Below are 13,825 nucleotides of genomic sequence, written 5' to 3'. Positions count from 1 at the left end.
TTGCGACACCGGAATACTCGCCTGATAAGGGAACTTATCAAATGGGCACGAGGATCCGAATTCGACAAGCCCCGAAATGCTTTGGGGCTCGGGACCGGTCAGCGGCTACGCGATGATCAGCGCCCCCGATCTTGGCAGTGTTATCGGTCGCACGCCGGGTATCACCCTGAAAGAGCCCGCCGACGATATTCGCGGCACCACGTCGGTCCCCCGGCGAAACCCACCGCCGAACAAGAGGAATCACATGAACCCGGAAATCGATCGATACCGTTTCCCGTCCCGGCTCACCGCGCTCTGGCAACGCCTGATCGCCTGGACCGATCCGATCACCGACGCCTACGAGCGCTTCTACCGATCCCTGCAACCCTGGCGCAGGGCTCAGCCGTGATCGCCGCGCACCCGGCCGAAGCTCCGGGGTGCGCGCACGATCAGCGCCGACCGTCAGTTGGGTTCCGCGACAACGGGATAATGATCCGACAGGTTCGTGTACGTGTAATCCTTACCCCAACTGGTGACGGTCCATGGCGCGGTCTGCTCCTTGATCACGGTGTTGCGCCACCTCGCCGGCCGGGCGTGCCCCTTTCGGTGCAGTACATAGTCCAGATCCTCGCGGCCGTCGCTCGGATAACGGTACGCGGCAATCGAATTCTCCCTCGTATCGAAGGAGTACGGATGGCCGGTGCGCGCGTCGGCGGGCGCCAATCCGGCATTCTCCAGCATCGTCGCGTACTCGTCGCCGTGCGAGTCGACGTTCAGGTCGCCCGCTACCAGAACCTGCTCGGTGACCGGAATCTTCTTGGCATCCAAGAACTCTCCGATCTGCCGGAACTGTTTCGCACGATCCGAGACGGCCTCCCCCGCACGGCACATGCTGTCCGTCGACTGGGTATGCGTCGCGACCACATGCGCTTTGGTCCCGTTCACGTCCAGCACCACATAGGCGAAACCCTTGTTCGCCGTCCAGTCCGCACCGCAGCCGTTCTGGAACAGCACCTGTTCCTTCCGGATGATCGGCCACTTGCTCAATACCGTCACTCCGCCGTCCTCGGCGGTGAAATCGGAGTACTTGCCGCCCGTCGCATCCCAGCCGTCCCGACTGCGGCCGACCACCGGCGTCTGATGTGGATAGTGCTGTGCCGCATCGGCTTTCATCGCGGCGGAGACGCCGTTGTCGAATGCCTCCTGTAAGACCACGACGTCGTTGCCGCGGAAGAAATCGGCGGCCACGATCGCCTTCGCCCGATGGTCCTGTCCCCAATTCGGGTACAGAGATTTGCTCATCAGAAAGACGTTGTAGGTCAACACCTTCAGCCCCGGGGTCGCCGGAACGGCCTGTGCGGGCACCTGCGGCAGCAATCCAGCCAGCGTGGCGGCGGCGCAGGCGGCCAGAACTCTCGCGGATTTGTATCCGGCGAGCGGCATCTACTTCTCCTTCGATTCGACGAGCCCGGTCCGGATCGCGGACGGGCCCGTCGATGAAAGTGCGCCGTGTTTACACCGATACGACCACCGAGTGACGTATCGATGCCGATACGGTGGCGAATGCCGATCCTAGAGTCCCAGATCGCGACGAATGGATTCGGCGACCTCGGGCGGCATACCGTCCGAGGGCGATACCGTGACATCCGGTGCAGTGGGCCGCTCGTACGGCGAACCGATGCCGGTGAAATCCGGGATCTCACCCGACCTGGCCCGGCGGTACAGTCCCTTGGGGTCGCGCAGTTCGCACTCCTCGAGGGGCGTGTCGACGAACACCTCGTAGAACTTCAGCCCGCGAGCTCGGTGAATTTCCCTGGCCCGCTTGCGTTCTTCGGCGAATGGGCTGATCAGCGTGGCGATCGCGACGCTGCCCGAATCGGCGAGCAGCGCGGCGACCTCGGCGACCCTGCGGATGTTCTCCCGCCGGTCTTGCTCGGAGAACCCGAGATCGGAATTCAACCCGTGCCGCAGATTGTCACCGTCCAGCAGGTAGGCGGGGCGGCCGCGCTCGGTGAGCAGCCGCTCCAATTCCACACCGAGACACGACTTTCCGGATCCGGACAGCCCCGTCAGCCAGATCGTCGCACCCTCGTGTACTCGCTCGGTGTCGGCATGCTCATGCCAGACAACGTTTTTCGATTCGGTGACCGCGCCGTTGATGGTGCCCGCGGCCACCGTCCGGTTCGTCGCGGGATCGATCAGGATGAAGCTGCCGGTATCCCGGTTGCGGCGGTACGGGTCGAAGGCCAGCGGGCTCTGGGCGCGCAGCGTCAATCTGCCGATATCGTTGAGCCGCAACGATTCCGCATCCTCGTCCCGGTGCAGCGTCTCGACATTGATGCGGTAGTTCACCCCGGTCACCGCCACCCGTGCTTCGCGGCTGCCGTGCAGGATGACGTATGCGCTGTCGCGGCGCAGCTCCGTCGCATCGTCGAACCAGCAGACGGTGGCGTCGAATTCGCGTCCGACGACGGGGCGGTTGTTCGGACGGGCCAGCATGTCGCCGCGGGCCAGATCGATATCGTCGGCCAGCGATACCGACACCGCCATCGGCGCGAACGCCTCGGTCGCCTTCGCGCCGCCGGGCCCCCAGATCTGCTCGATCCGGGTGGTGCGCCCGCCCGGCAACGCGACCACCTCGTCACCGGGCCGGAAGGTACCGCCCGCGACGGTTCCCGCATAGCCGCGGTGATCGGTTCCCTCGCCGTGCCGCGGCCGGATCACGTACTGCACCGGCAGCCGCGCGTCGACCAGGTTCCGGTCCGAGGCTATGTGCACGTCCTCCAAGTGGCGCAGCAGCGAGGCGCCCCGATACCAGGGCATATTCTCGGACCGCTCGACGATATTGTCACCGGAGAGCGCCGAAACCGGCACGAAGGTCAGATCGTGCACGTCGAGTTTGCTCGCGAAAGAACCGAATTCGTCCCGGATTTCGGCGAAGCGTTCCCGCGACCAGTCCACCAGATCCATTTTGTTGACGCACAGCACCAGGTGCGGAACGCCGAGCAGCGTGGCCAGGAACGCATGCCTGCGGGTTTGTTCGAGCACGCCCTTGCGGGCATCGAGCAGAATCAGCGCGAGATCCGCCCGCGAGGCGCCGGTCACCATATTCCTGGTGTACTGCACGTGCCCGGGGGTGTCGGCGATGATGAATTTGCGGCGCGGCGTCGCGAAATACCGGTACGCGACATCGATCGTGATGCCCTGTTCGCGCTCGGCCCGCAACCCGTCGGTGAGCAACGCCAGATTCGGCTCGGCCGCGCCGAGTTCACGGCTCGCCCGTTCGACCGATTCGAGCTGATCCTCGAAGATCGATTTGGAGTCGTACAGCAATCGACCGATCAGCGTCGATTTTCCGTCGTCGACACTGCCCGCAGTGGCCAGCCGCAACAGCTCCTTACGTGGTTTCACGGGGCCAAGCATCAGAAATAACCTTCCTTTTTCCGGTCCTCCATCCCCGATTCGGAGATTCGATCGTCGGCACGGGTCGCCCCGCGCTCGGTCAATCGGGTCGCGGCGACCTCCGCGATGACCTCGGCCACCGACGCCGCCTCGCTCGGCACGCAACCCGTGCAGGTGGCGTCGCCGACGGTCCGGAAACGCACCGTCTCCGGGTATCCGCGTTCCCCCGGCCGCATCGGCAGGAAGCGGGTGCGGGCCAGCAGCATGCCGTCCCGCTCGACCACCTCGCGCCGATGGGCGAAATAGATACTCGGCAGTTCGATGCCCTCGGATTCGATGTACTGCCAGATGTCCAGCTCGGTCCAATTGCTCAGCGGGAAGACCCGGACATGCTCACCCCTCGTATGCCTCCCGTTGTACAGACTCCACACCTCGGGCCGCTGGTTTCGCGGATTCCAGGCGCCGAATTCGTCGCGCAGGCTGAATACGCGCTCCTTCGCGCGCGCCTTCTCCTCGTCGCGGCGGGCGCCACCGAATACCGCGTCGAAGCGGTTCTCCTGAATGGCGCGCAGCAGTGTGGTGCTCTGTAATCTGTTGCGCGACGCGCCGATTCCGGTGTCCTCGACGACGCGGCCCACATCGATGTCGTCCTGCACTCGCGCGACGACCAAGCGCACGTCGGCACACGCCCGGTCCCGGAATTCGAGCACCTCGTCGAAATTGTGTCCGGTATCCACGTGCAGCAGCGGGAAAGGCGGCGACGCCGGCCAGAACGCCTTCCGCGCCAGATGCAGCACGACAGCGGAATCCTTACCGCCGGAGAACATCAGCGCGGGCCGCTCGAAGGTGGCGGCGACCTCGCGGAGGATATGCACCGATTCCGATTCGAGTGCCGAAAGGTGCGAAACGTCGTATACGGTTGCGTCCGAAATCATATTTTTGCCCAATATCCGTATCGTGTCATGACCGGTTGCGCGGACAGCTCCGTGGCCAGCCGGGTGCCGCGGTCCATGGTTCGCCAGCGTTCGCCGTCGCGGATCGGCACCTCGCCGGTGCGCAGGCGGTCCGGATTACCGGTCACCGTGTGATTCCCGCCCATCCGGACCATCCCGGATTCCGAAACCAGGCCCGTGACGTCGGCGTCGACGCCGACGAAGTCGAGCACGGTCCGCAGCGCCTCCCTCGGTTGTGCCGTGAACCATTCGTATTTGAACTGCAGGAACCGATCGCGCGGAACGGCCGCACGCAGCAATTCGGACGCCGAGTTGAACGCCGTCCAATAGCCCACGGTGCGCCACCACGGCATCGGCTCCAAATAGGATTTCGGATTCGAATAGGACGCCACCGCGGCACGCGGATCACGCACCAGGTGCAGCAGATACAGGTCGATGTCGTCGCGGCGGGCCAGGTCGGGTACTTCGCCGGGCGCCTTCGAACTGTCGATCAGCAGCCGTCGACCGGCACCGGCGTGCTCGTATACCTCGACGGCCGCATCGGTGGCGATATTCCCTGGCCGCGGCCGCAGCAACCGTTGCGGCGTATGCCGCGTCCGATGGTGGGATCGCTGGTATCGCCAGATGGCCTCCGCGTCGGCACCCCGGCGCGCCAGCAGTGATTTCCAGATATCGCATTCGGTCAGCGGCGCACCGCAGCCGCACAGGTTGTTGGTGCCGTCGCCGGCGAGCGCGTTCTTGTAGAGGAAATATCGTTCCCCGAGGTGGGTCACCCCGGGCAACTCGTGCAGAATATTGCCAAGGAAAGTGCTGCCGCAGCGCATCATTCCGGTGATATAGAGAACCGCGGCCATCATCAGCCCTCTTGCTTCAGCAGCACGAAATGCTGCGGCACGTGGACGGCCAGGCCGACTCGACTCACCACGGTCAGGTCCCGGGTCCGCCCCGCCGGATCGGCCGCGGAAAGGGCTATCGCCGAATCCCCCGGATCGTAAATGGTCGCCCCGGCACGGAAATCGCCGAGCAGCGCCTGATCGCGGGGAATCATCCTGGTGCGCGACACGGTGACCCCGGCGTCCCTCAGCCGGTCGAGATAATTGGATTCACTTGCCTGCCAATAGGTTTCGGTATGCAACACGATTCCGTCGCAGGATCCGCCGGTCTCCTCCACCACCGCGGCGGTGGCGAACAATCCGCTGACGAGATCGGCGGTGCGGGCCTCGCGCAGCCCCTCGGTGGTGAGCAGCCCCGGCAGTCCCGCGTCGGTGTCACCGTAGAGCAGCAATTCGTTCTCCCGCGTCCACATACGGACGAACATGCGATAGGAGATGAATTGCTCCAATTCCGCGACATGACGGGTTATATCGGCCGGAACCGGAAGCGATACCGCGACGCGGGAGAATCCGGTGCGCTCGGCGACCGCGCCGAACGCCGCCTCGGGCGTGCTCTGATACGAGGTTCCGGAACGACCGATCCCGATCGGCTCGCGCTCCTCGCGGGACAGCGGTTCCCGCAGGTAGTAGCCGTCGTGGCCGGAATCGACCCGGACCATCTTGATCAGGTGCCGCACCATGAACCGGCGGCGGGTGCCGAGCAATGGGAAATAGTCGGGCAGATAGGTCGAATATGATCTTCGATATCCGGAATTACCGGCGGCGCCCGCGGTCGCATGCGTGGCGAAATCCTTGGCGGGCGATATGTCCGAGCCGCGCGTATCGTCGCCGACGATACGGCTGTCGCTGCCGATCGGATACGGCTCGTTCGAGGTGTAAACGGGCATGGGTATCCCCTGGAACCCTTTCTGTGAAAATCTAGGAATTGCTTGCGGCGAATGCCTGGTAACTACGTCCCAATTCGTCGGCGACCGCGTCGACCTCGGGCAGCGCCATTGATTTGCATTCGTAGCCGAGCATCGCGTGCATGAACCGCATGGTTTCCGCGGTGAACGTCACCGTGCCGTCGGCATCGATGCCGTCGATTCCGTCGGCCTGCTGGCATTTCTCGTTGATGGCAACGGCCTGGTCGAGGGTCAGATCCGTCGGCAGGTCGAGCTCGACTCCGGCATCGGTTATCCGGACCGGGTAGCCGCCGGGCAGCCCGAACGGCGCGGGCGCGTGCACCAGACGTCCCGATCGGGTCAGCAATTCGGACAGCACCGCGACGGCAGACGACGCGGTGAGCATCTGACCGTCGAGACCGCCTTTTCGGCGCAGGTCATCGGTGAGATGCGCGAATACTCGCGAATCGTCCGGCTGTTCCGGCGCCGGGGCGTCGGCGTATTCGACCGACAGCGCGTATGCGCTGTCCCCGGCAGTGCCGAAACGTGGCACATAGTGGCTGAAATAGTGTTGAGCCACCAGGCGCAATTCGATGCGCTCCGGGCTTTCGCCGAGTTCCGCGGCCACCGCCCTGGTAAGTGCGGGAATGATATTCGCGACATTGCCGATTCCGATGGACGGCGCGAGCCCCTGGGTGCGCAGCACCGGGCCGACGGCGTCCGGGAACGCGGCATTGACGGTCACCGGCGATCGGCCGCTCGCCCGGACGGCCTGCATGAGCTTGACGTTCAAACTCAAATGCATGGGCAGCCACGGCCCGAACTGGGCCTGATCGAGTTCTTCGTACAGATGCTTGGGCAGCTCGGTGAGCCGCCGCCACGATTGCAGCGAGGCGCCCATGAAAACGATGTCCGGCTCGATGGCGTCGATCGTTTCGGCCGTGCGATCGATATCGCCGAGATCCAGTATCCGGGTCGCGATATCGACCGGCTGCCCGAGATTGTCGGCGGTGAAGCGGATCAGGTTCGCCAACCGTATGGTGCGGTCGTCATCGCGACCCGCCAGCGTCAACCGGATATCCGGATACCGCTGTGCCAGTTGGCAGACGACCTTGAACGAGAGGTCGCCGGTGCCGACGACCAGGATATTCGAATCCATTGTTGCCCACCCTTCAGATCGCGCCGCAGTGCGAGTTCTCGACGATGTGTTCGACGAAATCCTTCAGCCGGGAATGGTTCTGCAGGATCTCGGCATAGGTGTCGACGAACGACGGATGGGTTTCGAACTCCTTTTCGTCCAATCCGTCCGGATCCACCGCGGTCCGGAAGTACGGTAGTTTCATCAGCCGGTTGAACACATCGGTCGGAATCGGCTCGGACATGGCGTTCTCGGGGAAGTCCATGCGCTGGTATTCGGTATTCACCAGGCTCTTCAGCACGTCCGGCTTCAGCGTGTACACGATGCCGCAACCGCATGTCTCGGTGATGTGCGGACACAGGGCGCGCCCGGTTTCCGGATCGATATCCACCTGCAGGCTCGACAGCAGCATCTTCATCTCGGGCCCGAGCGGCCTGATGGTGTTCTGGATATTCTTGACGATCGCCACCTCGGCCCAGCGGATATCGGCGAGATCGAGCGGGAGTCCGCGCCGCTTCGCCTGTTCGCCGAGCGCGCCGGGTGCACCGTAGCGGCCGATCATATGTGTGATGACGGCGCGCCACGGCTGATCGTCGGCGCCGCCGCCCCTGGTCCGCCGGACGATTTCGGCGAGCCTGGTGAATTGCGGCACGGTATACGCGAGCGTGTTGTTGATCGAAATACCTTGTGCGACAAGATGGCTCATCGCCTCGTAGCCGGCCTTACTCCCCGGAATCTTCACCATGACGTTCGGGGAGATATCCGCGAGATATCTCGCGTGCTCGATCATCGCGTCTGCGTCGAGCGTGTGCCGGGGGTCGGTCTGGGCGCTGACCCAACCGTATTTCCCGCCGCTGCGCCGCCACAGCGGGTGCAGGATTTCCGCGGTCTCCGCGACCACCGCGCGCTGCACCAGCCGCAGCACCTCTTCGGGGTCGGTGGCGCCGGTCTCGTGCACGAATCGGCAGATACGGTCCCGCCAGTGCGCCGGATGCGCCAGCACACTGTTGGCGACCAGCGATGGATTGGTCGTCACGCCGCGCAATAGGCCGTTGCCGGTCTTCGGATCGAAGAATCGGTCCAGCGCATTCCTGCGGTCGGCCCGCTCACTCGCACCGGGTGCCGCGCCCAGGTAGTCGCGGCGCCACAGTTCGTATTCGGTCAATGGGGAATCCCACCACAACTCCAGTTCCGGGTGGGTGCCCTGAATTCTATCCAATATCGTTGTTCGGTCGGTTCTCTTTCGTTCGCTAACAATGACAGACAAAATTATCAATCCCGTTGAGCCGTAATTCTGTTCGGTCGATCAATTGTCGGTTCGCGCATCGGCTCGATCCGGAGCCGCAATCACCTCCATTCGGTTGCCGACGTTGACGATCCAGATCAGGGTGCCGACACAGAGCACCGCGGTGACCGCCATGAGGACCGGCACGCCGACCGCCCGTTCCAGCAGGGCGAGCAGATACGGCGCGGCGAAGCCCGTGTACGCGACGGCCTGGAAGACGGCGGTGACCCGCCCCAGATTCGTCGGCGCCGCGATGCGGTGCACCTCGCCCAGCCCGCAGACCAGGCAGCAGCCGTAGCCCGCACCGAGCACTAAGGTGCTCAGGAAGATGAGCACCGCGCTGTCGCCGAGCGCGGTCGCCACCGCCGCGACGACAAGACCCGCCGTGACGATGCCGAGCGACACCGCCGCCAGCCGGGACACGTCGACCCGCTTGGCCAATGGCTGGATCGCGATACCCGCCATCATCGTCAGGCAGGTCGATATCGCGCCGAAGGTCAGCGCGTTGTCGCCGAGGCCGGTGCGCACCTGTTCGGGCAGGTATGCCAGTGCGATCGAGGATGAGCCGAATACCCACGGCGCCAATGGCACAACGATCGCGAGGAAGCGCGACCGGCGCGCTCCGCTCAGCTCGAGCGGCGCGACGACCCGCGCCGACGGATCGCTCGGTGGATCCGTCGGCGTCAGCACCACCAGCACGATGGCGATCAAGGTGATCACCAGGTGCGGTATGTACGAGGTGAGCATCGGCGAGGGCACCCAGCGGGCGATCAACCCGGCGACGAGCGGCCCGACGGCGAAACCGACGGTCATCGCTATCGTCGCGCGGCGCGCACCGGCGGCCGGCTCGTCGCGCGAGAGCTCCTTGATCCACGCGGTGCCCGCGCTGAACGCCGTTCCGCTGGCGACGCCCGCGATCAGGCGCCCGATGAACAGCCAGGCCGTGCCGGCGGCGGCGGCCATCAGCACCGACGATCCGATGAAGGAAATAATCAAGCAGGGCAACAGGATTCGCCTACGGCCGAATCGGTCGGACAGCGGCCCCGCGACCAGTAGACCCGGGATCAGCCCGATCGCGTACAGACCGTAGGTGGCCTGTACCGTCGCCGACGAGGCGGGCAGGTCCGAGCGGTACATCAGCAGTAGCGGCGCGAATTGGTTTGCGCCCCAACCGACCCCGGCCACCGCCATGGCGGCCGCGATCCATGCGCCTCTGGGGGCGGCGACGGCCCGTGCCTCGGACGGCGATTCCCGCGGCGCCTCCGCTGGTCGAGCGAGTGCGCCTGCGCGGTCACCTCCGCCCGTGGGACGGCCTCGATCGCGGCCCGACGAAGAAAACGTGAACACTCGCGCCTCCCGTGAGATCGGTTGTTCTCGGCGGTCTGATTTCCGGTTAGGACGTACTCCTCCCCGGTAACCGGATGAACCGGATCCTGAGGTGCGAAACCCTTGTCGGCCACTTGTTTTCAACGACGGGCGGGGTCGGCGCCGGCTGCTCTGGCCGCCTCGGTCAACTGACGCATCCATCCGGCGGCTGTACGCGCCCCGGGAGTGGGGCGACAGCGCACCGGGTAGTCGGCCGACGGAGGCGATGAGCTGCGCGATCCTGGTCGTCCGGTCTGGCGTACGGCTCCACTATCGGCCCCTCCACAGTCGAGTGTCAAGGAAATGAACGGATCATCCGACATCGCCGAAATGGGTTTATTTTCGCGAAGACGCGGCACCCAGCGAAAACCTGGATTTCGCGGCGGCCCCGCGCGAAGTCGATTCCTGCGCGATCGCGATGCGTTCAGTGGGGTTGAATCCGGAACTCATTGCGCGACCTCATGAAATCGAGATCCCGGCAGCCACGCGTACCGAGAGTTCAATGCTTCCCACATAATTCGGCAGGCTCAGGGAAGACGTTCGCCGATCACCGCGCCGGATACTCCGTCGATCCGCAGGTCGGCTCGTTCCGCGGTACGGTCGGCCGCGAAATGCGCTGTCTCCCGGTCACTCCAGCGATCCCACTGCGGCCCGAGCTCGCCACCGTCGCGCCCGATCACCCTCGCGCGCCGTAACTTTCGTGGCGCGTCCAACCAAATTCGGTATGCCGCAGGCGATTCCCGCCACGCCGCGCCGACTCCCTCGACGATCAGCACCGGCGTCACCGGAATCTCCAACCAATCCCGGTAACCGCCGCGCCGCCAACTGAACGGCCGGAACCCACCGGCCCGCCCCGCCGCCAACGGCGCCAGCACCTGTTCAGCGAACGGTTCCCACCACACCAGCGGGCTCTCGCTCTCCCACGGCACCCGGAACTGATCCGACCCGACCACCGGCGCCTCCAGCACGGCCCCCAGCCGCCGCGCGAACGTGGACTTCCCCGCCCCACTCGGCCCATCCACCGCCACCACCCGCACCGGCCCACACGAGGGCGGCAATTCGGCCAGCTTTCCGGCCAGCGCGGATAGGTCGACGATCGGCACTCGCCCATCCTGCCAGGTCGGAGCCCATAGACTGCGCGGGCCGTGTCGGTGCCTCATCCGGACCCACATTCGTCGCCGCCGAGCCGCGTCAGCCATGTCGTTGTGCGCCTTCCCAGTTCGTGAAATCGCCGGTTCCGTTGCGGCGCACGGATACTCGACCTACAGATCGGTGCGACCTCGAACCTTGCGCTGCTCGGCACCGTTGTTTGCCCGATCACCGCTCGTCCGTCAGTGTGACGCGGCCGGTATCGCCGTCCACGTGCACCATCGCACCCTCGGGCAGAACCGTTGTCGCGTCCGGCACGGCGAGCACGGCGGGTATGCCTTGTTCACGCGCGACGATCGCGGCGTGCGAGAGCAAACCGCCGATCTCGGTGACCACCGCGGCGACGACGCCGAACAGCGGCGTCCACGCCGGTTCGGTGGTGCGGCAGACGAGTACGTCACCGGGGCGCACCTCGACGAAATCGCTCGGACCCCGCACTACGCGCACCGGTCCGGCGGCCTGTCCGACGCTTCCGGGTGTACCGGTCAGCGATCCGGCTCCGCCTGAGCGCGCGGGTGGAGGGGCTGCGGTGACGGGCCGGGCCTGCAGCAGCCATATCCGGTCGTCCGCGATCGCCCACTCGATATCCCTTGTGCCGCCGAATAATTCCTCGACCTCGCGGCCCAATCGCGCGAGGCGCGACACCATCTCGTCGGTGAGGCAGAAGCGGCCGGAATCGGGTATCGCGCGGGTGACGACCTGCCCATGCAGTCGGTCGGTCCGCCGGTCCTTGGCTCCGAGCCGCCGGTCGACAACGGCTCCGCCGGACACCAGCCATGAGTCCGGGGTGACCTCGCCCCCGACCACACCCGCGCCCAGCCCGAACGACGCCTCGATCCGGATGTCGGTCCCGGTGAACATGACACCGGCGACCTCGGCATCGATCAGCCGCTGCACCAGCACCGCGGTCGCGGGCGGTTCGAGGTCGGCGGCACGTGCGCGCCGGTATCGAACGGCCCGCTCGGACCACAGTGAAGCCCAGCAGCGGCGCACCGCGTCGGCGACCGCGTCCGCACCGCGGACGCCGAGGAAGGTGTCGTGCTGCCCCGCCGCGGCGTCGGCCCCGTCCTCGCTGGTCGCCGAGGATCGCACCGCGACGTAACCGGACGGGCCGCCGATCCGGACCAGCTCGCGGGCGATCGCGCCGACCAGCGTGGACGGGAGTTCGGCCCGCTCGAGCAACGCACGGGCCGCATCGGGATCCCGGCGTGGATCGAGCCCGGCGACCGCGTCGGTATACGCGCGGACCGGTACTACGAACCCGGGCGGCACCGACCACCCAGCCCGCAGCAGTCGGGCCAGCGGGGCGGCCTTGCCACCGGAGACGGCGGCATCGGCGGCGTCCGCCAGGTCGATCAATATCGCGGCATCGTTGCTGAGCACCATGCCCACCAGCATCCGCGATTTCGTACGCTTGGCGCGAAACCGCGTTGACGCGAGGGGAATTCGCCTGAATTGTCGGTCCCATGACGCGCGCCAACTCATCGCCGGAGCTATTGGTCCTGCACACCGTGCGGCTGATCGGCATGGCCGATGAAGCCACCATCGCCGAGCACACGGGCGTCGGCCTGGACGAGGTATCCGAACTGCTGGGCGACTATGAGGCGTACGGCTGGGTGACGCGTGCCCAATTCGCGGGCGCAGGCGGCTGGACCCTCACCGACCGCGGCCGCGCCGAGGACACCCGGCGGCTCGTCGAAGAACTGGACAAGGCGGGAGCCCGTCCCGCGCTGGAGGCGGCGCACCGGGAATTCGACGCACCCAACGCCCGGCTGCTGCGGGCCTGCACCGACTGGCAGCTCCGGCCGGGCGCGGGCGGCAGGCTCGCGGCCAACGACCATTCGGATCCGGATTGGGATGCCCATGTCCTGGACGAATTGTCAGCAGTCGCCGACTATTCGAAACAACTCATCGCCGAGCTTTCCGGTGAATTGGCCCGATTCGCCGGCTACGACCGGCGTTTCGGTGCGGCCCTGGAACGAGCCCGCGCCGGTGACGGACGGTGGGTCGCCGGTATCGGCATCGATTCCTGCCACGTCGTCTGGATGCAGTTGCACGAAGACCTGCTCTCCACGCTCGGGATCTCCCGCGGCGCGGCGACGGAACCGCGATAGGTCAACTCCCCCATGGCAATTCGACATCTCTATCTCGCACGCCACGGCGCGGCCGACGCCTTCGGTCAGCTCACCGAACCGGGCCGCCGACAGGCGGGACTGCTCGGCCGCCGCCTCGCCGAAATCCCCGCCGACGCCGTGTGGCACTCCCCACTACCCCGCGCCGCCGCCACCGCACACGAGCTGGCCCGCCACCTACCGAATGTGCCCGTCGCCGAAGCGGCCGAACTGATCGACCACATCCCCTACGTCCCCACCGCCGCCGAAACACCGCCCTCCTGGCGAGGATTCTTCGACGGCTACGACGAGGCCGAAGCCGCTTCCGGCCGACGGCTCGCCGAGGCCCTCATCGCTCGCTTCGCATCAGTCCCCAACTCCCCCAACGATATCCACGAAATCCTCATCACCCACGCCTACCCGATCGCCTGGCTGATCCGCCACGCCCTCGACGCACCCCCATCCCGCTGGCTCGGCCTCGAAAGCGCCAACACCGCACTCACCGTCATCGAATACCGCCCCCACCTCCCCCCGACCCTGGTCATGTACAACGATATGACCCACCTCCCCCCACCCCTGCGCTGGACCGGTTTCCGCAACGCCCTACACCCATGAAAGCCGCTGCGCCCCAACGCCGACCACCTTGGTGGGCGCGGTTCGTCGGTC

13 protein-coding genes are annotated in these 13,825 nt (G+C 66.0%); 3 read left to right on the top strand and 10 right to left on the bottom strand.

From position 1 onward, the window contains the following. The first annotated feature begins 244 nt into the window (after positions 1–244). Positions 245–388 (top strand): hypothetical protein, encoded by a 144-nt coding sequence (locus LGY53_RS11225; RefSeq protein WP_225726594.1) that lies wholly within the window; start codon positions 245–247, stop codon positions 386–388. 53 nt (positions 389–441) lie between these two features. On the opposite strand, the gene sph is transcribed toward LGY53_RS11225, so the two are convergent. The 10 genes from sph to LGY53_RS11175 form a co-directional block, all read right to left on the bottom strand. Next, the gene (gene sph / locus LGY53_RS11220; protein ID WP_225726593.1) at positions 442–1,422 is read right to left on the bottom strand and encodes a sphingomyelin phosphodiesterase; all 981 of its coding nucleotides are present in this window, start codon (positions 1,420–1,422) and stop codon (positions 442–444) included. Positions 1,423–1,551: 129 nt separating this feature from the next. Continuing rightward, the gene (cysC, locus tag LGY53_RS11215) at positions 1,552–3,402 is read right to left on the bottom strand and encodes an adenylyl-sulfate kinase (protein ID WP_374111163.1); all 1,851 of its coding nucleotides are present in this window, start codon (positions 3,400–3,402) and stop codon (positions 1,552–1,554) included. Beyond that, positions 3,402–4,316, bottom strand: a complete 915-nt coding sequence (cysD, locus tag LGY53_RS11210) for a sulfate adenylyltransferase subunit CysD (RefSeq protein WP_225726591.1) — start codon at positions 4,314–4,316, stop codon at positions 3,402–3,404. The genes cysC and cysD overlap by 1 nt, the downstream gene beginning before the upstream one ends. Further along, entirely contained in the window at positions 4,313–5,191 is an 879-nt protein-coding gene (locus LGY53_RS11205) for a sulfotransferase (protein WP_225726590.1), read from the bottom strand. The genes cysD and LGY53_RS11205 overlap by 4 nt, the downstream gene beginning before the upstream one ends. Beyond that, a complete protein-coding gene (locus LGY53_RS11200; RefSeq protein WP_225726589.1) occupies positions 5,191–6,114 on the bottom strand; it encodes a family 3 encapsulin nanocompartment shell protein in 924 nt (307 codons plus the stop codon). Before LGY53_RS11200 ends, LGY53_RS11205 begins: the two co-directional genes overlap by 1 nt. A 31-nt stretch (positions 6,115–6,145) precedes the next feature. After that, complete coding sequence (locus LGY53_RS11195; protein WP_225726588.1) at positions 6,146–7,270, bottom strand: hypothetical protein; 1,125 nt, start codon at positions 7,268–7,270, stop codon at positions 6,146–6,148. Positions 7,271–7,283: 13 nt separating this feature from the next. Then, complete coding sequence (locus tag LGY53_RS11190) at positions 7,284–8,414, bottom strand: transaldolase family protein (protein WP_225726587.1); 1,131 nt, start codon at positions 8,412–8,414, stop codon at positions 7,284–7,286. Between the two features lie 141 nt (positions 8,415–8,555). Further along, positions 8,556–10,061, bottom strand: a complete 1,506-nt coding sequence (locus LGY53_RS11185; protein WP_225726586.1) for an MFS transporter — start codon at positions 10,059–10,061, stop codon at positions 8,556–8,558. A gap of 365 nt (positions 10,062–10,426) precedes the next feature. Further along, positions 10,427–11,002, bottom strand: coding sequence for a uridine kinase (locus LGY53_RS11180; protein ID WP_225726585.1), 576 nt, complete (start codon positions 11,000–11,002; stop codon positions 10,427–10,429). 214 nt (positions 11,003–11,216) lie between these two features. After that, a complete protein-coding gene (locus tag LGY53_RS11175; protein WP_225726584.1) occupies positions 11,217–12,434 on the bottom strand; it encodes a PEP/pyruvate-binding domain-containing protein in 1,218 nt (405 codons plus the stop codon). A gap of 80 nt (positions 12,435–12,514) precedes the next feature. Here LGY53_RS11175 and LGY53_RS11170 point away from each other — a divergent pair, with 80 nt between their 5' ends. After that, on the top strand, positions 12,515–13,162 hold the full coding sequence (locus LGY53_RS11170) for a hypothetical protein (RefSeq protein ID WP_225726583.1): 648 nt from the start codon (positions 12,515–12,517) through the stop codon (positions 13,160–13,162). Positions 13,163–13,174: 12 nt separating this feature from the next. Continuing rightward, positions 13,175–13,774: a histidine phosphatase family protein gene (locus tag LGY53_RS11165; protein ID WP_225726582.1), complete on the top strand. Its 600-nt coding sequence runs from the start codon at positions 13,175–13,177 to the stop codon at positions 13,772–13,774. Positions 13,775–13,825: the final 51 nt, after the last annotated feature.

The organism is Nocardia sp. JCM 34519.1, from assembly GCF_020361265.1.
Lineage (GTDB): Bacteria > Actinomycetota > Actinomycetes > Mycobacteriales > Mycobacteriaceae > Nocardia > Nocardia arthritidis_A.
Note: the sequence above shows the minus strand (reverse complement) of the source record. Positions and strands in the feature narration are given on the sequence as shown.

Coding starts and splice junctions, on each gene's coding strand:
- LGY53_RS11225 (WP_225726594.1), top strand. CDS start 245: ATGAACCCGGAAATCGATCGATACCGTTTCCCGTCCCGGCTCACCGCG.
- sph (WP_225726593.1), bottom strand. CDS start 1,422: ATGCCGCTCGCCGGATACAAATCCGCGAGAGTTCTGGCCGCCTGCGCC.
- cysC (WP_374111163.1), bottom strand. CDS start 3,402: ATGCTTGGCCCCGTGAAACCACGTAAGGAGCTGTTGCGGCTGGCCACT.
- cysD (WP_225726591.1), bottom strand. CDS start 4,316: ATGATTTCGGACGCAACCGTATACGACGTTTCGCACCTTTCGGCACTC.
- LGY53_RS11205 (WP_225726590.1), bottom strand. CDS start 5,191: ATGATGGCCGCGGTTCTCTATATCACCGGAATGATGCGCTGCGGCAGC.
- LGY53_RS11200 (WP_225726589.1), bottom strand. CDS start 6,114: ATGCCCGTTTACACCTCGAACGAGCCGTATCCGATCGGCAGCGACAGC.
- LGY53_RS11195 (WP_225726588.1), bottom strand. CDS start 7,270: ATGGATTCGAATATCCTGGTCGTCGGCACCGGCGACCTCTCGTTCAAG.
- LGY53_RS11185 (WP_225726586.1), bottom strand. CDS start 10,061: ATGGATGCGTCAGTTGACCGAGGCGGCCAGAGCAGCCGGCGCCGACCC.
- LGY53_RS11175 (WP_225726584.1), bottom strand. CDS start 12,434: ATGGTGCTCAGCAACGATGCCGCGATATTGATCGACCTGGCGGACGCC.
- LGY53_RS11170 (WP_225726583.1), top strand. CDS start 12,515: ATGACGCGCGCCAACTCATCGCCGGAGCTATTGGTCCTGCACACCGTG.
- LGY53_RS11165 (WP_225726582.1), top strand. CDS start 13,175: ATGGCAATTCGACATCTCTATCTCGCACGCCACGGCGCGGCCGACGCC.